Annotated in this window: 10 protein-coding genes, 2 tRNA genes and 6 pseudogenes; 10 read left to right on the top strand and 8 right to left on the bottom strand. The window is 51.3% G+C overall.

Translation table 11 applies throughout. The features are described 5' to 3' along the window. Position 1 precedes the first annotated feature (1 nt). Both hrpA and MN084_RS10945 read left to right on the top strand, forming a co-directional pair. Complete coding sequence (hrpA, locus tag MN084_RS10950; RefSeq protein WP_241086387.1) at positions 2–3,868, top strand: ATP-dependent RNA helicase HrpA; 3,867 nt, start codon at positions 2–4, stop codon at positions 3,866–3,868. A 751-nt stretch (positions 3,869–4,619) separates the two neighbouring features. Further along, a pseudogene (locus tag MN084_RS10945) lies at positions 4,620–5,102 on the top strand (transposase); the annotation flags it as partial. A gap of 301 nt (positions 5,103–5,403) precedes the next feature. Here MN084_RS10945 and MN084_RS10940 read toward each other — a convergent pair. From MN084_RS10940 to MN084_RS10915, 6 genes are all read right to left on the bottom strand, one after another. Further along, positions 5,404–5,477, bottom strand: a tRNA-Cys gene (locus MN084_RS10940). 101 nt (positions 5,478–5,578) lie between these two features. Continuing rightward, a tRNA-Gly gene (locus tag MN084_RS10935) sits at positions 5,579–5,654 on the bottom strand. A 62-nt stretch (positions 5,655–5,716) separates the two neighbouring features. Further along, positions 5,717–6,292 (bottom strand): CDP-diacylglycerol--glycerol-3-phosphate 3-phosphatidyltransferase, encoded by a 576-nt coding sequence (pgsA, locus tag MN084_RS10930; protein ID WP_241086388.1) that lies wholly within the window; start codon positions 6,290–6,292, stop codon positions 5,717–5,719. Between the two features lie 9 nt (positions 6,293–6,301). Next, positions 6,302–8,131 (bottom strand): excinuclease ABC subunit UvrC, encoded by a 1,830-nt coding sequence (gene uvrC / locus MN084_RS10925; protein WP_241086389.1) that lies wholly within the window; start codon positions 8,129–8,131, stop codon positions 6,302–6,304. Positions 8,132–8,139: 8 nt separating this feature from the next. Next, positions 8,140–8,775 (bottom strand): uracil-DNA glycosylase, encoded by a 636-nt coding sequence (locus MN084_RS10920; RefSeq protein ID WP_241086390.1) that lies wholly within the window; start codon positions 8,773–8,775, stop codon positions 8,140–8,142. Next, positions 8,775–9,419: a response regulator gene (locus tag MN084_RS10915; RefSeq protein ID WP_241086585.1), complete on the bottom strand. Its 645-nt coding sequence runs from the start codon at positions 9,417–9,419 to the stop codon at positions 8,775–8,777. The genes MN084_RS10920 and MN084_RS10915 overlap by 1 nt, the downstream gene beginning before the upstream one ends. Before the next feature lie 221 nt (positions 9,420–9,640). Here MN084_RS10915 and MN084_RS10910 point away from each other — a divergent pair. Beyond that, positions 9,641–10,850 (top strand): annotated as a pseudogene (locus tag MN084_RS10910) (IS256 family transposase). A gap of 92 nt (positions 10,851–10,942) precedes the next feature. Here MN084_RS10910 and MN084_RS10905 read toward each other — a convergent pair. Beyond that, positions 10,943–12,063: pseudogene (locus MN084_RS10905) on the bottom strand (IS256 family transposase). A 915-nt stretch (positions 12,064–12,978) separates the two neighbouring features. On the opposite strand from MN084_RS10905, the pseudogene MN084_RS19710 reads away from it, so the two are divergent. The 7 genes and pseudogenes from MN084_RS19710 to MN084_RS10875 all read left to right on the top strand — a co-directional run. Further along, a pseudogene (locus MN084_RS19710) lies at positions 12,979–13,071 on the top strand (MerR family transcriptional regulator); the annotation flags it as partial. Between the two features lie 105 nt (positions 13,072–13,176). After that, the gene (locus tag MN084_RS10900) at positions 13,177–13,500 is read left to right on the top strand and encodes an acyl-CoA dehydrogenase C-terminal domain-containing protein (RefSeq protein WP_241086391.1); all 324 of its coding nucleotides are present in this window, start codon (positions 13,177–13,179) and stop codon (positions 13,498–13,500) included. Then, complete coding sequence (locus MN084_RS10895) at positions 13,487–14,317, top strand: SDR family oxidoreductase (RefSeq protein ID WP_445083964.1); 831 nt, start codon at positions 13,487–13,489, stop codon at positions 14,315–14,317. Before MN084_RS10900 ends, MN084_RS10895 begins: the two co-directional genes overlap by 14 nt. 46 nt (positions 14,318–14,363) lie before the next feature. Next, positions 14,364–14,569 (top strand): annotated as a pseudogene (locus MN084_RS10890) (integrase core domain-containing protein); the annotation flags it as partial. A 331-nt stretch (positions 14,570–14,900) separates the two neighbouring features. After that, on the top strand, positions 14,901–16,286 hold the full coding sequence (gene thrC, locus MN084_RS10885) for a threonine synthase (RefSeq protein WP_241086393.1): 1,386 nt from the start codon (positions 14,901–14,903) through the stop codon (positions 16,284–16,286). Positions 16,287–16,379: 93 nt separating this feature from the next. Then, positions 16,380–17,918: an alpha-isopropylmalate synthase regulatory domain-containing protein gene (locus tag MN084_RS10880; protein WP_241086587.1), complete on the top strand. Its 1,539-nt coding sequence runs from the start codon at positions 16,380–16,382 to the stop codon at positions 17,916–17,918. Between the two features lie 194 nt (positions 17,919–18,112). After that, positions 18,113–19,306 (top strand): annotated as a pseudogene (locus MN084_RS10875) (IS256 family transposase). A 138-nt stretch (positions 19,307–19,444) separates the two neighbouring features. Here the strand turns inward: MN084_RS10875 and MN084_RS10870 are convergent. Beyond that, positions 19,445–22,267, bottom strand: coding sequence for a valine--tRNA ligase (locus MN084_RS10870; protein WP_241086395.1), 2,823 nt, complete (start codon positions 22,265–22,267; stop codon positions 19,445–19,447). Positions 22,268–22,307: the final 40 nt, after the last annotated feature.

The following is a 22,307-nucleotide window of genomic DNA, read 5'->3' as shown; positions in this document are numbered from 1 at the left end:
CATGCTGCTCCAGCGGCACCGGTTGCGTCAGCAGTTGGGTGGACTGCAGCAGCGAGAACGGCAAGGTAAGCCAAACGACCAGGGAATGAGCCGGCTTTGGGAACAGATACAGCGCTCTCAGATGCAGGCAGCGCAGCGCAAACAGGCGCTTCCCGTGCCTCAGTTTCCCTCAGAGCTGCCAATCAGTGAAAAGCGTGATGAGATAGCTGAACTGATTGCCAAACATCAGGTGATCATCCTCTGTGGTGAGACCGGTTCGGGTAAGTCCACTCAGTTGCCGAAGATCTGCCTGGGACTGGGGCGAGGGGTATTCGGCCGCATCGGGCACACTCAACCCAGACGCATTGCAGCGCGTGCGCTGGCCACCCGCATCTCCTCCGAGCTTGGACGCGAGCTGGGGGAGTGTGTCGGCTACAAGGTGCGGTTTCATGACCGTGTGGGTCCAGCGAGCCATATCAAGCTGATGACCGATGGCATGCTGCTGGCTGAAGTGCATCAGGACCCTTTTCTGAACGAATATGACACCCTGATTATCGATGAGGCTCATGAGCGCAGTCTGAATATCGATTTTCTTCTTGGATACCTGAAGGGGCTGCTACCCAAAAGGCCGGACCTGAAACTGATCATCACCTCGGCCACCATCGATCCGGAACGTTTCGCAGAGCATTTTCGGGGGGCGCCAATTATTAATGTCTCCGGCCGCACTTATCTTGTGGAAGTGTGTTATCAACCACCGGAGGAGGAGGGAGGAAGCGAACGGGACAATTCGATGCAGCAGGCCATTGTGGATGCAGTGGATCAACTCTCCTGCATCGACAGGGGCGATATTTTGCTGTTTCTCAGCGGTGAGAGAGAGATCCGGGAGACCGTCGAAAACCTGCGCAAGCATAAGTTGCCGCTAACCGAGCTGCTTCCCCTCTATGCGCGTCTGGGACCCGCAGAGCAGGGGCGTATCTTTAAGCCGGGTGGTAGCCGTCGCATTATTCTGGCGACCAACGTGGCTGAAACCTCTCTGACAGTTCCGGGTATCCGCTATGTCATTGATGCCGGATATGCCCGGATCAGCCGCTACAGCCACCGCAGTAAGGTACAACGGCTGCCAGTGGAGCGAATATCCCAGGCCAGTGCAAATCAGCGCAAAGGTCGTTGTGGCCGTGTGGCGGCAGGAGTCTGTATCAGGCTCTATTCAGAAGAGGATTTTGACTCCAGGTCTGAATTTACCGAGCCGGAGATCCAGCGCACCAACCTGGCATCGGTGATTCTGCAGATGAAGTTTCTCGGCTTTGGGGATATCGAAGCATTTCCTTTTCTGGACCCACCTGACAGCCGGTTGATCAAGGATGGGTACCGGGTGCTGGAGGAGATTGGGGCGGTAGATAAAACTCGGCAAGTCACCCGAATTGGACGGCAACTTGCTCGGCTGCCGGTTGATCCCCGTGTCGGACGGATGCTGTATACTGCCGCTCATACTCACTGCCTCAATGAAATACTGGTGATTGCCGCAGCACTCAGTATCCAGGACCCACGGGACAGACCCATGGATAAACGCCAGGCAGCGGATGAAGCCCATCGCCAGTTCAGGAATGAAGATTCGGATTTTCTAGGGTTTCTCAACCTCTGGAAACACCTGGAGGAGCAGCGACGCCATCTGACCCGCCGCAAGTTTCAGGCCCACTGCCGGACAAATTTTCTCTCCTGGACCCGGGTGCAGGAGTGGCATGACACCCATCATCAATTGCGTGGACAGATGCATGAGTTGGGGTATAAGGAGAACCAGGCAGAGGCGGGTTATGAAGAGATTCATAAAGCATTGCTGACTGGTCTGCTGAGTAATATCGGCTTGAAGGATAGTGGCAAAGGCAACGAGTTTCTGGGTGGTCGGAATAGCCGGTTTCTGGTGTTCCCCGGATCTGGACTATTTCAAAAACCTCCTAAATGGGTGGTGGCGGCAGAGCTGGTGGAAACCACCAAACTCTATGCCAGAACCGTCGCCTCGATACGCCCTGAATGGGTGGAGTCGGTATCCGGTCATCTGGTCAAGCGCAGCTACTCAGAGCCCCATTGGGAGAAGCGAAGAGGGCAGGTTGCGGCTTATGAGCGGGTCACTCTGTTTGGTCTTCCTCTGGTGCCAAAACGGAAGATTAACTTTGGTCCTCCCAATCCGCCAGAGGCCCGGGAGATTTTTATCAGATCCGCATTGGTGGAGGGGGACTTCGATACCCGAGCCCCCTTTTGGCATCGCAACCGGGAGTTGGTTGAGTATGTTGTCGATTTGGAAAACCGATCGCGTCGGCGTGATCTGCTGGTGGATGAACAGTTGATCTACGAGTACTACGATAAACGTATACCCGAAGAGATCTACAGCACTCCTCAGTTTGACAAATGGCTACGCAAGGAGAGTCATAACCAGCCAAAGCTGTTACACATGCGTTTGGATGATCTGATGCGGCAGGAGGCGGCAGAATATTCCGATGAGCAATTCCCCGATGTGATGGATGTCAATGGGATGCAATTACCCCTTGAGTACCATTTTGACCCAGGTCACAAGCGGGATGGTGTCACCATGAAAATTCCAAAGGCAGTGCTCAATCAGGTTTCGGAAGATCACTGTGAGTGGTTGATTCCTGGACTTCTACACGAGCGTGTTATTGCCCTGTTGCGTGGGCTACCAAAACCAATACGCAAGTCATTTGTGCCGGTACCTGATTATGCTAATGCCTGTCTCAAGGTGATCGAACCTTCCGATAAATCGCTTACCCGGGCTCTTGCGGAACAACTCAAAAAAATGACCGGTATCCATATTCCTGAAGATGCCTGGGAGTCGGAGTCGCTGCCCGGTCATCTGCGAATGAACTTCCAGGTTTTGGATGAGAAGGGGAAACAGGTCGATGCCGGACGGGATCTGATGGCGTTGAAAAAACGGCATGACGGCAAAGGCAGTGAGAGCTACCACAGCCTGCCAGACAGTGGCTTGGAGCGTGAGGGTCTGACCGACTGGGATTTCGCCACTCTGCCGGAAACTATCGAGATGAATCGGGGGGGAATTAAACTGCGGGGATTTCCTGCCCTGATCGATGAGGGAAACACCGTCGCCTTGCGAGTCCTCGATTCACACCTCAATGCAGAAAAAGCAAGCCGGGCAGGATTGCGTCGGCTTTATGTGTTAAAGCTGGCGAAGGATATCCGCTATCTGCGGCGTAATCTGAAGGGGCTTGAGAGGATGCTCCTGCAATACACAAAAGCGGCCTCTCCACCCGAAGGATTTTCAGTACAAGGTAAGCTGGGATTGGAGAGTGAGCTGGTTGCTTTGATCGTGGATCTCACCTTCATTGAAGGGCAGCCAGAGGTTCGGGATGAGAGCCGCTTCAATGCCCGTATTGGGGAACGACGGGGGGAGTTGATGGCTCTGGCGAATGAGGCCACCGTGTTGCTTGGCGACACGCTTTCACAATATCAGCTAGTGCGTAAAGCCCTTTCCGCGGCAACCCAGATAAACTGGATGTTATCGGTGAGTGATATGAACCAGCAGCTCGATCGGTTGGTGTTTCAGGGTTTTCTCCAACACACACCTTACCAACAGCTGAAGCAGCTGCCGCGGTATCTCAAGGCGCTGGCGATGCGTATTGAAAAATTGCAGCATGCGGCCTCCCGTGACCAGCAATTGGTCAGAGAGATGCAAACACTTTTTCAGCAATGGCAGGCAAGGGATGAGAGGTACCGTGAGGGTGGTAAGATGGACAAACGTGTCGAAGAGATGCGCTGGCAATTCGAGGAGTTGCGGGTCTCTCTTTTTGCACAGGAGTTGGGTACCGCCTATCCGGTCTCACTTAAACGTATTGAAAAACGTTGGAAGGTGCTGGGGTTATAACGGAATTGTCATCCATCCGATCCAGAATTAATCAGAGGCTTCTTGTTAACTCGGCGGACATTTACATATTGATACAATGTTTGTATGAAAATAGATGCAAGCTCAGCACTGAGCAACAATAACTCCTGAGACAGCAAGCTGTTCAGCTTTGCCTGCAAGTAAAGAGCTTTAAGGAAATAGGCGGCTTATTGAGTATTCATCCAAATACGGCTGGATAGTGGTATAAGCGCTATCGTGTCAGTGGTAAAGAAGCTCTGGCCATCGCGAAGCGAGGACCAAAAAATGCATGCTGTCGCCTGATTGAAGCTCAGGAGTAAAAAGTCATTGAAGCGATTCGGGATCATATGCTGGATCAATACAAACTCGGCTCTACGCTCTGGACTCGGTGTTCAATATCAAGATGATCAAGGTGCGTAGCAGAGGTTTCTGCAACAAGGGGCGGTTTGCCAATGCAATCTACCTCTAGCTTGGAGGGCTGAATCTTTATCCTGAGGGAGTGGTAGGGTGATACTTGCCCTCTTGATTAAGGGAAGAGCCATTTATCTAGGGCAGCCTCAAACTTTAATTCTTTGGACCATCCCTAGGTGGTGCATTTTGGAGTTGAATCCACCATGCTCTTGTGAGAATTGCTGACCGTCACTGCATTATAAAGGCACTGTCTCTATTATGGAGAAAGGCGCAGTGATCTGGTTCAGGGAACAGTGAAGATTTGGCAGAAAACGACGCGCTCAAAATCCTAGGGTGTAGCAGTCAGATTTATCCTTACTTGCTGAAGGTCCTGGAAATTAATCGGCCCAACCAGGTTTTCTGTTCGGATATCACGTATATCCCAATGGCCAAAGGATTTGTTTACCTGACGGTCATTATGGATTGGTATAGTCGCAAAGTGCTGTCCTGTCGAATATCCAACACCATGGACAGCGACTTTTGTGTTGATGCACTGGAAGAAGCGATAGAACGTTATGGTGCCCCCGAAATCTTTAATACAGGCCAGGGCGCACAATTTACCAGTGAAGCTTTTACTGGAACATTGAAAGCAGCCAATGTAAAAATCAGCATGGACGGTAAGGGGCGCGAGGAAGTTTATCTCAAAGCTTATGATTCGATTATCGAAGCACGTTCAGGCATTGGTAAATATTTGAAATTCTACAATACTGAGCGAAAACATCAGGGGCTTGGCAAGACGCCAGATCAGGCGTATTTTGGTGAAACCACGTGGCAGGAAGCGGCGTAAGTAATGAGGATGAAAGTCACTTAAGCGACTGTCCAAAGTGTGGGGTCCATTTCTATCACCTTCCTTTTCCGTATCGAAATGTTAGGTAATATGGTCTTTCAAGAAGCCTTTTCCGACGAACAATAAATTCCCACCTATTACCTCGCTGCCTTTTTGTTGCCATTTGAATTCTCGCTAACTCGCGTCGACGTCCTAAACGTAGTTCCACATTTTATCTCGCCACTCCTGATGATGCAAATCACAGTAAATTCATGCAAAAGTGTAACAGGCTGTTTTTAATAGGGAAATAGGAAGTAATAAATGGAGGCTGAGCCCGGAATCGAACCGAGGTCCACGGCTTTGCAGGCCGCTGCATAACCACTCTGCCACTCAGCCATTTATTGCTGTGCAAGAAGATAGCATTTGGAAAAAGAGCCGTTTTCCCATTTCTTTCCGGACAAAAAACCGAGTCTGCACCCAGGGTTCGATCGGAAAATTGGAGCGGGAAACGAGATTCGAACTCGCGACCCCAACCTTGGCAAGGTTGTGCTCTACCAGCTGAGCTATTCCCGCGTCACTTGAAGGCGGCTATTGTAATGGCCCTGCGACTACTGTCAAGGGAAATAGAACCGATCCTACTGACTATACAGGCCGCCATTGCCACTGAGTGTGGGCCATGCGGCACGGATGTAGACCATCATGGACCAGAAGGTCAGTATCGCCGCCACGTAGAGCAGGACATAGCCAATCGTCGCTATCGGCAATCCCAAGATATCCTGGCTGTAGATCAACAGGAAAATCGCCGTCATCTGAAAGGCGGTTTTAATCTTGCCGATGACGGATACGGCCACTTGAGCCCGGACCCCGAACTCAGCCATCCACTCTCTTAAGGCTGAAATAGCGATCTCACGCCCTATGATCACAAGTACGGGTACCGCTAGCACGGGTGATGGATGGGCCTCTACCAGCAGAATAAGTGCAGTGGAGACCATCAGTTTATCGGCTACCGGGTCCAGAAAGGCACCCAGAGAGGAAACCTGTTGCAGCTTTCTGGCGAGATAACCATCAAGCCAGTCAGTTATCGCTGCCAGGGCAAATACCAAGGCACAGGCCTGCCCTGCCAGCTCCCATGGCAGATAAAAGATGCCGACATAGACAGGAATCAACGCGATCCGCAGTAGCGTCAATATATTGGGAATATTCAAAACCATCTTGCCAGCCTACTTTTCTCCGTGAAAAGTCTCATAAATCTGTTCAGCCAACCGGCTGCTGATACCATCCACACGTTTAAGGTCTTCGACTCCGGCACGGGTAATTCCCTGCAGGCCGCCGAACTGTTTTAGCAGCAGCTGCCTTCTTTTGGCACCGATTCCCGGGATATCTTCAAGCGGTGATCTTTTGCGGCGCTTGTCCCGCCGCTGCCGGTGACCGGTAATGGCGAATCTATGCGCCTCATCGCGGATCTGCTGAATCAGGTGCAATGCCGGAGAGCTGGCCGGGAGTATAATAGGCGTCTCCCTTTCAAACAAGAAAAGCTGCTCCATTCCCGGTCTTCTGTCCGGCCCTTTTGCCACGCCCACCAAGGTGACACCGGCTACGGCGAGCTCTTGCAAGACCTCTGCTGCCGCACTCAGTTGCCCTTTCCCGCCGTCGATGAACAGAATATCCGGCAGGACACCCTCACCCGACTGGATTCGGGTGTAACGCCGGGTCAGAGCCTGAGCCATTGCCGCATAGTCATCACCGCCCTGTATTCCTTCAATATTGAAGCGACGATAGTCTGATTTTATCGGTCCCTGGGCATCGAACACCACACAGGATCCTACGGTCAACTCGCTACCGGTATGGCTGATGTCAAAACACTCCATCCGCTTCGGCGGCTCATCCAGTTCAAGACTGGTTTGCAGCATCTCGACCCGCTCCTGCATCCCTGCTCTGCTGGCCAATCGTGAATCAAGCGAGAGACGAGCATTTTGCACGGCCATCTTCAGCCAGCGTGCACGCTCTGAGCGAACATGCTGTTTCAGCCGCACCTGATGATCCGCCTGTCGGTTCAAGACCTCTTCCAGTAACGCCTGATCGTCAGGCATGGCGTTGGTGATAATCTCCCGTGGCACCTGTTTGCCGATGTAATAACGGGCAATAAAAGCTGAAAGCAGCGTCTTCTCTTCTGCATCACCTGCCTGAGTAGGGAAAAATGCTTTATTACCAAGACTACGGCCGTTTCTGATAAAAAACACCTGAATACAGGCGGTGCCCGCTTCAGAGGCTGCGGCAATAATATCCAGGTCGCCTTTTTCACCACTGACGTACTGCTTCTCCTGTATCCGTCTGAGCGATGCTATCTGGTCTCGGTAACGGGCAGCCTGTTCAAACTCAAGCGCTGACGACGCCTGCTCCATCCGTTTAACTAGGTTGTCAATTACCTGACTGGCTTTCCCTTGCAAAAACAGCTCGGCATCCCTGACATCATCTGCATACTCATCCTCAGAGACCAGATCGACACAGGGAGCAGTACAGTGCTTGATCTGGTACTGCAGACAGGGGCGCGAGCGATTGCGGTAGAAGCTCTCTTCACACTGCCGTACCGGAAACAGTTTCTGCAGCAGTTGCAGTGTCTCGCGCATGGAACCGGCATTGGGATAGGGGCCAAAATAGCGTCCCTTGGCCTTTTTTGCACCACGGTGATAAGCGAGCCGCGGGAACTTACCGGCGGAGAGAAAGATGTAGGGATAACTCTTGTCATCCCGCAACAGAATATTGTATTTCGGCTTGAGAGACTTGATCAGGTTATTTTCCAGGATCAGTGCCTCGGCCTCGGTGTGAGTCACCGTCACTTCAATGGCCCTGATACGCGAGACCATCAGCTGAATTCTGCGGTTGAGAGAGCGGGAAAAATAGCTGCTGACCCGTTTCTTCAGGTCACGTGCCTTACCCACATAGAGCAGCTGCTCGTCACCATCGAGCATGCGATAGACACCGGGCCTGCTGGTCAGGTTTTTTAGAAAGGCTTTGTGATCGAACGGTGAAGAGCTGCTATCTGACGCCATGGCGCCCATTATATGGTCTTGAGCAGATCTCTGGCGCGTGAAAAAACCCGATGGAACATTTTGGGGGTCAGGCGTTTGGTCTGAGTATTGTAGCGGCTGCAGTGGTATGAGTCGACCAGGCGAAGCCCTCCAGGCAGATCATGCAACTGGTCATGTCCAAATTTACAGCTGCTCAGTTTCAGACCAAAAGATTTTAAAACAGCATTGTGGGCAATCAGGCCGAGAGCGACTATCACTGCTCCTTCGGGAAGTGTATCGATCTCTGCTGAGAGGAAACTGTTGCAACAGTTGATCTCTGAACCCTGGGGTTTGTTCTGCGGTGGCAGACACTTCACTGCGTTGGTAATGCGGCAGTTGTTAAGCTCAAGACCATCATCCGCCGAGATGGACTCAGGGGCCGTACTGAAGCCATATTTATGGAGTGTTTCATAGAGTAGAATACCGGCAAAATCACCAGTGAATGGCCGCCCTGTTGCATTGGCTCCACGCATACCGGGGGCCAAGCCAACAATCAACAATTGAGCCTCCGGATCACCGAAAGGGGCTACAGGACGAGCATGGTAATCCGGATAGTCAGCCTTCACCTGGTCCAGAAACTCTGCCAGCCGTGGGCAGGCACGGCAATTAAGATCGAATACCGGCATCAGGATCCTGTACTGACCAAACCGTGGCGTAATGCCATCAGCGTCAACTCCACATCCGTCTCCACGTTGAGTTTTTCAAACAGCCTGTGCCTGTAGGTACTGACGGTCTCTGGACTAAGACAGAGTGAATCGGAGATATCCTGGGTCTTCTGCCCCTGGATGATCATCATCAGCACCTGCATTTCACGGGATGAAAGTTGATTAAAGGGGGAATCAGGATTTGTCCCGGTAAGACGGGCTATGGTCAGTTTCCTGGAAACTTCGCCGGCAATGAATGGCCCGCCACTGGCAACGGTCCGAATCGCGTCAAACATCTCTTCCGCCGGACAACCTTTGGTCAGGTAACCCAAGGCGCGTGCATTATAAAGCTGTTCCGGAAATGGCGCATCAGAGAGCACAGTGACAGCGATAATCTGTGTGTTCTGGTTGTATCTGCGAACCTTACGGGTGGCTTCAATGCCGCCGATTCCCGGCATATTGACATCCATCAGCACCAAATCAGGTCCCAGTTCAATGGCCATTTTGACGGCTTTTTCGCCGCTATCAGCCTCTCCAACCACCTCTATCCCTGACTCTCCCTGGAGAATATGCCGGAAACCGGTTCGCACCAGCTCGTGGTCATCAACCAACAGCACCTTGATCACATGATTACCTTTTATTAACACGCCGATTACTTTCCCTGCAAATCGGCAAGAGTAAACCAGGAGTGCAACAGCCACTTAACTTGAAAACCAAGAAACTACGCGTCAGAGAATTCCGTGTCAAGTGACCACAAAGATACTGAGAAGTGGATAAATCGAGACTATCCTGAATTCTGTGTAATTGCCTATCATTAAACCCAAACAAGGGAGAGGACAGGCAGCTGATCGACAAGAAAGAGCTCCAGGCGATAGCCCAGGCGGCCGCTAAAAACATCAAAACTGAAGAAGATCTCAACGAGTTTCGGCAAATGCTGACCAGGATCACGGTCGAGGCAGCACTCAATGCTGAACTGGCTGATCATCTTGGCTTTGCCAAGCATCAACAATCCGAAGCGAGTAATAGCCGCAACGGCACGACCAGCAAGACCTTGCAAACGGAAGATGGCCAGTTTGAACTGGATACCCCGCGAGATAGAGCGGGCAGCTTTGAACCTCAGCTAGTTAAGAAGCACCAGCGTCGATTTACCTCAATGGATGACAAGATCCTCTTCTTGTATGCCCAAGTGTATGATAACCCGCGAAATCGTCACGACATTCAAGGAGATGTATGGGGCCGATGTCTCTGCCACACTCATATCCAAAGTCACTGATGCAGTTATCGAACAGGTTGTTGAATGGCAATCTCGCCCCCTGGATGCGATTTATCCTATTGTTTATCTGGACTGCATTGTCGTTAAAATCAGGCAAGACAAGAAAGTGATCAACAAAGCGATTTACCTCACTCTGGGCGTTAACCTGGAAGGCCACAAGGAATTATTAGGGATGTGGTTATCGGAGAATGAGGGGGCTAAATTCTGGCTGAACGTGTTGACAGAGCTTCAAAACCGCGGTGTGAAGGATGTTTTGATTGCCTGTGTCGATGGCTTAAAAGGCTTTCCTGATGCCATCAACATGGCCTTTCCGGATACCCAGATCCAGCTCTGTATCGTGTATATGATACGGAACTCGATGAAGTACGTGCCTTGGAAAGACTACAAGCCTGTCACGGCTGATTTGAAAAAGATTTACCAGTCCATCACCGAGGAAGAAGCCTGATTGGCGCTGGATAAATTCTCTGACCGATGGGACAACAAGTACCCCCGGATCAGCCGCTCCTGGCGTGCCCATTGGGAGAACCTGGACACGCTGTTCAACTACCCGGAGGACATACGAAAGGTGATCTACACGACCAACGCCATTGAGTCGCTGAACAGCGTCATTCGCAAAGCGATCAAAAAGCGGAAGTTGTTTCCAACCGATGACTCGGCAAAGAAGGTAATCTATCTGGCAATCCAGGCCGCATCGAAAAAGTGGACAATGCCGATCCGTCATTGGAAACTAGCACTGAATAGATTTATGATTGAGTTCGAAGAACGTTTAGCGGTATATATTTAACCCTGGCAGTTACACCGAAAACTTTACAGGCTCGCTTTCGCTGATATCCTAGGTCTCGAGTTATAGTCAAATCTGGTGTTTAGCCAGTTGAATCAAGCGGCGACCTGATCGACTCCTGCTACCTCAACACCCTCTTTAAATTTGATTCCGGTTATCACCTTCGCCAGATAATCGAAACCCCGTAATCGTCTCGACGTCTTCTCGGCACACCGGCCGAGTTTGAACATCATGTGTAGCATGCCGTCACACGATAGACAGCCATCAGTTCCTCTCGGTCTTTGTGCAGACAGATGGCAGCCTTCGGATACTTTGGCTCATACGTTTTGATAAACAGATCAAAGGCCTTTTCCGCATCGGCCTGTGTCTCCGACTGCCAGATGTTATGCAGTGCCTGCTTCGCTTTCGGCTGAGCTGACCTTGGCAGGCAGTTCAGCACGTTCATGGTCTTGTGCATCCAGCAGCGCTGCTGACGCGTCTCTGGATACACTTCCTCCAGTGCAGCCCAGAAGCCCATAGCACCGTCTCCGATTGCCAATTTGGGCGGGTTTAGTCCGCGTGACTTCAGTTTTAACAGCACCTCCCGACAGCTCTGTGTGGACTCCCGTACACCATCCTCAATTGCCAGAAAATGCTTTTCACCACGCTCATTCACGCCGATCACCACCAGGGCACACAGCTTCGTCTGCTCTGCTCTCTGTCCGCTGTAGACACCGTCTGCCCACACATACATCCAATGGTCCTTATCCAGGCGCTCCTCGCACCAGCTCCGATATTCTTCTGTCCAGACCTGCTTCAGACGCGATACCCTGCCGGCCGACAAGCCTGTTGCATCCGGAACCACCAGCACTTTCAGGGCTTCACCCATCTCTCCACTGGAAATCCTCTTCAGGTAGAGCCACGGCAGTGCCGCTTCCAGTGACTTCGTCTTGCGTACATACGGCGGCACCAGAGCTGATCGGAACGTCACCGGCTCGCCGGTCTTCGCGCGAACTTGGGGGATCTTGACCGTGACCGGCCCTAATCCTGTCTGCAGTTTACGAGCTGGCAGGTGACCATTACGCACCACACCCACCTTGCCATCCTCTGTTCGTCGCTCGACGTGCTCCGCCAACAGCTCCAGCAGCTCGGCCTCCACCGCCTAGTAGATCAACTGCTCTGCACCACTTCTCAGCAACTTTGTCAGCGGATCGATAATCGTATCGCGACCTGCCAGCTTAACAACGTTATTCTTACTCGTGGTAGCGTATCTCCAATGGTTGTTTTGATGTCTCGCAACAACAAATCAACCAGATACCCCGCTTTTTTTCAATTCCTTTCAAACAACACTTTCAGTTATAATTCCAAGGTCATTCGCAAGGTATGCCATCACATCAGCAGAAGTTCACGATAGCTAGGTCTTCGAGGAACGTCTGGATGAGAACAACAATAATGGCAGTGTCTGGGCCGATTCTGCTTACCGCAGTGTAGGACGGGAAGCCGCTTTACCGGGTGCTCAGACTCATCGCAAGTCGACACGTAAACGCCCCTTGAATAAACGGGAGCAAGAGGCAAACTGAAAACGACCAAGAGTTCGAACTCGAGTTGAGCACGTGTTTGCCCAGCAGACCAATCGACTGGTGTGTAGCATCGGACAAGGCTGGACCGGCGTGAAGATTGGTATGATGAATTTGGTGTACAACATGCGTCGATTGGCGTGGCTGGCCGGATGAAGCGAGGTATGAATATGGATGTTGCCAGAAAAATCAGTGTGAAGACGCCGGGCTCTTCGGATTTGCTAGAGACTATTGGCCTTTGTTGGGTTTTTAGAGGTTCCCTTAATTTATGCTTATCATGTGGTCATAAATAATTTAGGAGCGACTGCAAAAGCAAAGAATCCGGTATTTCTCCCGAAGTGCTTGATGTATACGTAAAGCAGGCTATGATTTACCCACAAGGGGGGACTCATGTGGAGAAATTGCTGATTATTACAGAGCTTGCAGATCTGTTTGGTGCTACACCAAAAACCATTCGATTTTTACGAAACTAAACAGTTGCTGAGCCCCTAGCAGGTGTGATCGAATCGGGTTTACACCTATCGTGACCGAGGCCGGCTGGAGTTGATCCTTCGGCCAAACGCCTTGGATTCTCTCTGACAGATATTCGCGAATGCCTCGATCTTTACAATGCGGACCCGGTTCAGATTGAGCAACAGCAGCTACTCATTATCAAGGTCAGACAGCGTATCAAGGAACTGGAACAGCAGCAGAAAGATCTAGCCAGAAGTCTGGCCGAATTACGGAATATTGAGCAGCAGACAGAGAGTGATCCGGCCCTGCAGTCATTTGTGATGCCACTGGCCAAATCGTTTGGCCGCCTGCAGATGGCTACTGCCTGGGTCGCCCGGGAAGGGATGAAAAATCCGGATCAGGCAGGTGCTGCTGCTGCCGATTATCTACGGCTGTTCGCTTTGGTGGCTTTGGGGTATCTCTGGATGCGTATGGCAGAGATCGGAACGAAACAGCGTGAAGGCGATGAAGCACTATTTTACCAGGCGAAAGTGGATACTGCACAGTTCTATTTTGACCGGATTCTGCCCCAGACCGGGGCACTGTTTGCCGCTATCATGTCTGGCTCCGATAGCACGATGTTATTTAATGATGAGGCTTTTTGAAGAGTCGATGCTAAAAGGTAAAACTCTTTTCATCACCGGCGGCAGTCGTGGTATCGGACTAGCCATTGTGCTTCGGGCGGCCAGGGATGGTGCGAATATCGTCATAGCGGCGAAAACCACCGAGCCTCATCCAAAGTTACCAGGCACTATCCATACAGCCGCAGACGAGATCGAGCGGGCAGGAGGAAATGCCTTGCCATTGGCTGTGGATATTCGTGATGAGCAGCGAGTAGCCGAAGCGGTTGCTGAAACGGTGGATCGGTTTGGTAGTATCGATATTCTGATAAATAATGCCAGTGCCATCGGTCTGACCGGAACCCTTGATATATCAATGAAACGCTTCGACCTTATGCATCAGGTGAGTGTCAGAGGTACCTTCGTCACCTCTCAGGCATGCCTGCCTGAGTTGCTGAAGGCGAAGAACCCGCATATTCTGAATTTGGCACTGCCACTGACAATGGACCCGAAGTGGTTCAAACCGCATCTGGCCTATACCATGGCAAAATACGGCATGAGCATGTGTGTGCTGGGCATGGCTGAGGAGTTCAAAGAGATTGCTGTCAATGCTCTCTGGCCGCGCAGTGTTATTCTGACCGCTGCGATTAAGATGCTTGGTGGTCTTGTTCAACCTGGGATGTGCCGGAAACCCGAAATCGTTGCCGATGCCGCCCATGCTATTCTTACCCGGGACAGTAACAGTTGCAGTGGTCACTTTTTTATTGATGAAGAGGTGTTGACTGAAGAGGGGGTGACGGATTTCTCCCGCTATGCCATCAACCCGGAATCACAGTTGTTGGACGATCTGTTTCTGTCTTGAATTATTATCACTCACTACTGTCCGTTTAAGTTATCAAGCAAATTCAACTGATTACTCTATTATTGAGTCGTCCGACGGGGGTTTTTTAGGGATGAATGTTTAAATACCCATTGGTTTTTGTCACTGAAAGATGCGCAAGAAAAGATTGAAAGCTGGCGCCATGGTTACAATACATTTCGACCCCATACATCACTGAAAAATTTGACGCCGGATGAATTCCGGGAGAAGCATTCTAAGGCCGGAATTTTCTAAGAATGCCCGGTACAGTTTTTGGTAGGGCCTCACGAGATTGACCAGTTTTTCCATCAGAAATCTCTTTTACAGGGTGCAAATAAGAGTATGGCTAGTGCGAAGGATATTGTATAAAAGCGCATTGTAAACAATGTGTTAATAAGTATATATTGATTTATGGCAAGTATTTTCGGTGATTTGCAAATCAAAATTCCATTCCATGTGATGGGATCTCCACAATCGGACAGTTTCCCTGGATGGAAGAGCACACGAGCAGATCGCCTGAAGGCATCTCATAAGGCTGGTATACTTCCCATTTTATCCAAATTGGCAGGGTTGAGGGCGATCAATAATGCGTTATATCAGTACCCGTGGCGGCGTGGAGCCGGTGAGCTTCTCCGAGGCAGTGATGATGGGTTTGGCTACCGATGGCGGCCTGCTGCTGCCCGAGTCTTTTCCTCAAGTGGATGGACTTACCTTGAGCCGCTGGGCCGGACTTTCATTTCAGGAACTGGCGACCGAAGTGATACTTCCATTTGTCGGTGAGGATATCAGCCGGGATGAACTGGCTGATCTGGTTGAACGCTCCTATGTCAGCTTCACTCATCCTGAGGTGACGCCTGTCGTGGATGTGAAGGGACTGCGTATATTGGAGCTCTTCCATGGGCCTACTGCTGCTTTTAAGGATGTGGCCCTGCAGTTCCTGGGCAATCTATTTGAATTACTGCTGGAGCGCAGCGGCGGTCGTTTGAGCATTCTGGGAGCCACTTCCGGCGATACTGGTTCGGCTGCCATCTGTGGTGTGCAAGGCCAGGAACTGATCGATATCTTTATCCTGCATCCGAAAGGCCGGGTATCCCCGATCCAGGAACGGCAGATGACCACGGTGCTGGATAACAATGTCCATAATATTGCCATAACCGGCACCTTTGACGATGGTCAGCAGATCGTGAAGCTGCTGTTCAATGACCTGGAGTTCAAACAGAACTACAGTCTGGGAGCGGTCAATTCGATAAACTGGGCGCGGATTCTGGCGCAGGTGGTTTACTATTTCTATGCCTGGGGCCGTATCACCGGGGGCGATGTCAGCAAGAAATTGACCTTCTCCATACCGACTGGCAATTTCGGCGATATCTTTGCCGGTTATGTGGCGGTGCGCATGGGATTGCCGGTGGAGCGCCTGATACTGGCGACCAACCGAAATGATATTCTCTCGCGTTTTATCAAGAGCGGTGTCTACTCTGCCGGGGAGGTGCATCCCACCATCAGCCCTTCGATGGATATCCAGATCTCATCCAATTTCGAGCGCTATCTCTACTATCTGATGGGCGAAGATCCTCAAAAAGTGAAGGCTCTAATGGCGCAGATGGTGGCAGAAGGGCGGATCGAAGTCTCCGAAGAGAAACGCAAGGAGGTTGAAACACTGTTTCTTGCCGCTGCCATCAGCGAAGAGCAGATAGTAGAACAGATACGCGTCACCTATGAGGCGAGTGGTTACGTTCTCGACCCTCATACTGCGGTCGGTGTCTATGCGGCCAGAGATTTCCCCGATACGGTATGCCTTGCAACAGCGCATCCGGCAAAGTTTGGTGATGCAGTCAAGGAGGCGATTGGCGTAGAAGCTGATCTACCTCCATCACTCCAGGGGCTGATGGATAAAGAGACTCGCTGTGAAACCCTGGCTGCCGATGGTGAGGCGATAAGGGAGTATATGAAATCTATCCTTGCTAATCGCTAATACGCTATCAAGGTAGTCTTGATGACGTATTAGGAGTCTGTCGGATTATGAGCCGCCCGCTGTGCGGGATGGCCAAGCTGAATAGTGATCTCAATAGTGAAAAAAAACCAACACATCAACATACTGGATACAACTCTGAGAGATGGAGAACAGACTCAGGGTGTCTCTTTCTCTCCGGCTGAGAAGCTGAATATCGCCAAAGCACTGTTGCAGTTGCTGAAGGTGGATCGGATTGAAGTCGCTTCTGCCCGGATCTCCGAAGGTGAAAAGGAGGCGGTCTCCAATATTATTCAGTGGGCAGAGACAGTGGATATGGCCGAAAAGGTCGAAGTGCTGGGTTTTGTCGATTATAAGCGCAGTGTGGATTGGATATGTGAAGCGGGCGGCCATGTGATCAATCTCCTCACCAAAGGGAGTGAGAAGCACTGTCGTCATCAGCTCCACAAGAGCCTATCCCAGCATGCAGGAGACATCAAGAAAACCATTAACTACGCTCACAAACGGGGACTGAAAGTCAATATCTACCTGGAGGATTGGTCCAACGGCTATCGGGATAATCCCGAGTATGTCTATGGGATGATGGAGAAGTTGAAGGGTGCTGATATCGTTCACTTTATGCTGCCGGATACATTGGGTGTGCTAACCCCGGAAGAGGTTCATGACAGCCTCTCTGATATGATTGGCCGGTTTCCCGATTGCCGGTTTGATTTCCATCCACACAACGATTATGGATTGGGCACAGCCAATGCCATGGCGGCGGCCAGGGCCGGAGTGTCATCAATCCACTGTACTGTCAACTGCCTCGGCGAACGGGCGGGTAATGCGGCGTTGGCTCAGGTGGCGGTGAATCTGCAAGACAAAATGGGCATGAAGCTGTCGATTGATGAGTCTCACCTTGAGCGAGTGAGTCAGCTAGTAGAGCATTTCTCGGGCAAACGGATTGCGGATAATACGCCCATTGTCGGAGCAGATGTGTTTACCCAGACGAGTGGCATTCACGCCGATGGGGACAAGAAAGGGGGGCTCTATCAGACCAAGCTCAGCCCAGAGCGCTTTGCACGCCGGCGAAACTATGCCTTGGGCAAGATGAGCGGCAAGGCTTCACTGCAAAAGAATCTGGAAAAACTGGATATCTCCCTCTCCGACAAAAACCTGGAAAAAGTGCTTTCAAGAGTGGTGGCGCTGGGTGATTCAAAGAAGACGATTACGGCAGATGATCTCCCCTTTATCATTGCCGAGGCGCTGGAGAGCCGGGATTATGATTATGTAGAGCTGATCAACTGCTCCATTACATCGGGACTAGAGCTCGAGTCCACTGCCAGTATCAGGGTCCGCATTGGCGATGAGATCCTGCTCTCGGCCGGTAAGGGCAACGGTGGTTTCGATGCGTTTATGAACGCCATTAGCAAGCTGCTGAAGAGCAGAGGCATTCCACGGGCCAAGTTGGTGGACTTTGAAGTGCGCATCCCCAGGGGTGGTAAAACTAGTGCATTGACTGAGGCAACCATTACATGGAAAGGCCCAGAGGGGAGTTTCAAGACCAGGGGGATTCACTCCAACCAGGTGTTCGCTGCCATGAATGCCACTATCCGCATGCTCAATATGGCCATGCACAGAATGAGGACAGGCTGAAATAAATCCTGGGTTAGTACGGTCTTCCACATTAATAATTGAAAGTGAGGAAACTCGATATAGGGAACTTCTAAAAATCCGACAAAGGCCAATAGTCTCTAGCAGATCAGGAGAGCCCGGTATCCTCGAGACAGACCTAGATTCTGTGTAACGGCCTATCATTAAACCCAAACAAGGGAGAGGACAGGCAGCCGATCGACAAGAAAGGGCTCCAGGCGATAGCCCAGGCGGCCGCTAATAACATCAAAACTGAAGAAGATCACAACGAGTTTCGGCAAATGCTGACCAAAATCACGGTCGATGCAGCACTCAACGTTGAACCGGATGATCATCGTGGCTTTGCCAAACATGAACAGTCCGAAGCGAGTAATAGCCGCAACGGTACTACTGGCAAGACCTTGCAAACGGAAGATGGCCAGTTTGAACTGGATACTCCACGAGAAAGAGCGGGCAGCTTTAAACCCCGACTGGTTAAAAAGCACCAGCGTCGATTTACCTCAATGCATGACAAGATCCTCTTCCTGTATGCTCAGGGTATGACGACCCGCGAAATCGTCACGACATTTAAGGAAATGTACGGAGCCGATGTCTCCGCCACACTCATATCCAAAGTTACTGATGCGGTTATCGAATGGCAATCTCACCCCCTGGATGCGATTCAGCCTATTGTTTATCTGGACAGCATTGTCATTAAAATCCGGCAATACAAGAAAATGATCAACAAAGCAATTTACCCCGCTTTGGGCGTAAACCTGGAAGGCCACAAGGAATTATCGGGGCTCTGGCTGTCGGAGAATGAGAGTGCCAAGTTCTGGCTGAACGCGCTGACAGAGCTTCAGAATCGCGGTGTGAAGGATATTTTGATTGCCTGTGTCGAAGGCTTAAAAGGCTTTCCTGATGCTATCAACACGGCCTTTCCGGATACCTAGATCCAGCTCTGTATTGTGCATATGCTACGGAACTCGATGAAGTAGGTGCCCTGGAAAGACCACAAGCCTATGGCGGCTGATTTGAAAAATATTTATCAGTCCATCACCAAGGAAGAAGCCTTACCGGCGTTGGATAAATTCTCTGATCGATGGGATAACAAATACCCCCGGATCAGCCGCTCCTGGAGTGCCCATTGGCAGAATCTCAACACGCTGTTCAACTACCCGGAGGACAGACGAAAAATGATCTGCACGACCAACGCCATTGAATCGCTGAACAGCATCATTAAAGCGATCAAAAAGCAGAAGTTGTTTCCAACCGATGATTCTGCGAAGAAGGTCATCTACCTGGCAATCCAGGCCGCATCGAAAAAGTGAACAATGCCGATCCGTCATTGGAAATCAGCACTGAATAGATTCATGATTGAGTTCGAAGAACGCTTAGCGGTATATATTTAACCTTGGCTGTTACACAGAAGACTTTACAGGCTCCATCTGCATGGCTGATGGGCATCTGCTTTGTTCACCCTCCGAACGGGGAGGATTTCGCAAATTATCCAGGCGGATGATTTTCATCGGTTACTTCGAGAGCTGTGTCTATAAGCTCCGGATTTTCCCCAGCTGTTCTTCCAGCTTAGCCAAGGCTGATTGCTGGTCGGAAACTTTATCGCGCTCTTTCTGTACCACAGCTTCCGGTGCTTTATCGACAAAGTTGGGGTTATTTAACTTCTTGTTGATACGCTCGACGTTGCTCTGGAGCTTGGCAATCTCCTTTTCCAGCCGCGCCAGTTCTGCCTCTTTGTCGATCAGCCCGGCCATGGGGATCAAGACTTTCATCTCACCAACCAGAGCAGTAGCAGATTCAGGAGCCTCTTCATCTGCTGCCAGTACGGTGGCTGATTCCAGCCGTGCCAGAAAGTTCAGGCAGTGACGATTTGCGGCCAGATTTAACTGGTCCAGATCACTGGCATTCTGCAGCAGTACCGGCAAAGGTTTACTTGAGGCAATGTTCATTTCACCCTTGATCTTGCGTATGCCGAGGATGAACTCCATCACCCACTCCATTTCGGCGACTGTGGCCTGGTCAACCAGTTGGCTGTCGGCAGTCGGGTAGGGCTGGCTCATGATGGTTTTACCACTGATACCTGCAAGCGGGGATACCCGCTGCCAGATCTCTTCAGTGATAAAGGGCATGATGGGGTGGGTTAGCCGCAGCAGGGTCTCCAGCACCTGGACCAGGGTCTGGCGGGTGCCCCGTTTGGCGGCATCGCTGGCGTTATTGTCGGTCAGAACCGGTTTTGACAGTTCCAGATACCAGCCGCAATAGTCACTCCAGGTGAACTCGTAGATTGCTTTTGCAGCATGGTCGAGACGATAGCCTTCGATGGCATCGGTTACCGTGGTAGTGGTGGCTTGCAGTTTTGCGATGATCCAGCGATCTGCCACACTCAGTTCGATGTCACCGCCATTCTGACCGCACTTCTCTCCCTCCGTATTCACCAATACATAACGTGCTGCATTCCATAGTTTGTTGCAGAAGTTGCGGTAACCATCGATACGGCCCAGATCGAACTTAATATCGCGGCCCGTTGAAGCCAGGGCCGCGAAGGTGAAGCGCAGCGCATCTGTGCCGAAAGAGGGGATACCGTTGGGGAAGTCCCGGCGTGTCATTTTCCCAATCTTTTTTGCCAGTTGTGGCTGCATCATTCCGCTGGTGCGTTTCTTTACCAGTGTCTCCAGATCGATGCCGTCAATAAGATCGATGGGATCAAGCACGTTACCCTTGGATTTTGACATCTTGTCGCCATGGGAGTCCCGCACCAGCCCATGGATATAGACCTCTTTGAAAGGGACATCACCCATGAATTTAAGACCCATCATGATCATTCTGGCAACCCAGAAGAAGATGATGTCGAACCCGGTGACCAGTACGCTGGTCGGGTAGAAGGTTTTGATCCGCTCGTTATCTTCCGGCCAGCCCAGGGTGGAGAAGGGCCAGAGGGCAGAGCTGAACCAAGTGTCCAGTACATCTTCATCCTGGGATAGTTCATAGTCCGCAGGCAGTTTATGCTTGTTGCGCACCTCCTCTTCTGACCGGCCGACATAGATATTGCCTTCCGCATCGTACCAGGCAGGGATACGGTGGCCCCACCAGATCTGCCGGCTGATGCACCAGTCTTCAATATTGCGCATCCATTCGAAATAGGTGTTTTTCCAGTTGTCGGGGATAAATTTGATACTGCCGTTCTCCACCGCCTCAATGGCCGGCTTGGCCAGTGGCCCGACTTTCACATACCACTGGTCGGTAAGAAAAGGTTCGATGACAGCACCAGATCGGTCGCCTCTGGGTACCATCAGTTTATGGTCCTCGGTTTTTTCCAGAAGGTTGTCGGCTTCTAGATCGGTAATAATCTGTTTACGGGCCTGATAACGGTCCATGCCGATATATTTTGCCGGAATCAGATCGCCTTCATCCTCTTCGTTCTCCCGCACGGCAGCATCGATGGTGAAGATGTTAATCAGGCCGCCATGGGGTTGTTCTACAATTGCCTTCTGATCCCGGTGGCGTTGCCAGACGGCATAGTCGTTGAAGTCGTGTGCCGGGGTGATTTTTACGCAACCGGTGCCGAATTCCGGGTCGACGTAGTCGTCGGCGATAATAGGTATTCTGCGCCCGGTCAGGGGGAGTTCGACAAATTCATCAAGCAGGTGTTTATAACGCTCGTCGCCGGGATGAACCGCTACCGCAAAGTCGCCCAGCATGGTTTCAGGGCGGGTAGTGGCCACCACCAGATTGCCCTGGCCGTTGGTCAGAGGATATCGCATATGCCAGAGGTGGCCGTTCTCCTCTTCGGAGAGTACCTCCAGGTCGGAAACTGCGGTGTGGAGTACCGGATCCCAGTTCACCAGCCGTTTGCCGCGATAGATCAGTTCCTCTTCATAGAGCCGCACGAAGACCTCTTTTACGGCATCGGAGAGCCCCTCATCCATGGTGAAGCGTTCATGCTCCCAATCCAGGGATGAGCCCATTCGGCGCAACTGGCGGGTAATGGTGCCACCGGAGTGGGTTTTCCAATCCCAGATCTTCTCCAGGAATTTCTCACGGCCATAGTCGTGACGGTTTTTTCCCTCGGCATTGATCAGCCGCTCCACGACCATCTGGGTGGCGATGCCCGCATGATCGGAGCCTGCCTGCCAGAGCGTCTTGTCGCCCTTCATCCGATGAAAACGGGTGAGGGTATCCATAATGGTGTCTTGGAATGCATGTCCCATGTGCAGACTGCCCGTCACATTGGGCGGCGGAATCATGATGCAATAGGGTGAATTGCTGTCGTCGGCGGTGGGGGCGAAATAGCCTTTTCTTTCCCAGGTTTTGTACCAACGTTGTTCTAGACTGTGAGGATCGTAGGTTTTTTCCATTGTTCACTGCAATATTTAAGATAGTATATAGGGTTTAGAG

Source organism: Candidatus Vondammii sp. HM_W22 (genome assembly GCF_022530855.2).
Classification (GTDB): Bacteria; Pseudomonadota; Gammaproteobacteria; order Chromatiales; family Chromatiaceae; genus Vondammii.
Note: the sequence above shows the minus strand (reverse complement) of the source record. Positions and strands in the feature narration are given on the sequence as shown.

Excerpts from the sequence above, each read along its gene's own strand:
- hrpA (WP_241086387.1), top strand. The coding sequence starts at position 2 with ATGCTGCTCCAGCGGCACCGGTTGCGTCAGCAGTTGGGTGGACTGCAG.
- pgsA (WP_241086388.1), bottom strand. The coding sequence starts at position 6,292 with ATGGTTTTGAATATTCCCAATATATTGACGCTACTGCGGATCGCGTTG.
- uvrC (WP_241086389.1), bottom strand. The coding sequence starts at position 8,131 with ATGGCGTCAGATAGCAGCTCTTCACCGTTCGATCACAAAGCCTTTCTA.
- MN084_RS10920 (WP_241086390.1), bottom strand. The coding sequence starts at position 8,775 with ATGCCGGTATTCGATCTTAATTGCCGTGCCTGCCCACGGCTGGCAGAG.
- MN084_RS10900 (WP_241086391.1), top strand. The coding sequence starts at position 13,177 with ATGCCACTGGCCAAATCGTTTGGCCGCCTGCAGATGGCTACTGCCTGG.
- MN084_RS10895 (WP_445083964.1), top strand. The coding sequence starts at position 13,487 with ATGAGGCTTTTTGAAGAGTCGATGCTAAAAGGTAAAACTCTTTTCATC.
- thrC (WP_241086393.1), top strand. The coding sequence starts at position 14,901 with ATGCGTTATATCAGTACCCGTGGCGGCGTGGAGCCGGTGAGCTTCTCC.
- MN084_RS10870 (WP_241086395.1), bottom strand. The coding sequence starts at position 22,267 with ATGGAAAAAACCTACGATCCTCACAGTCTAGAACAACGTTGGTACAAA.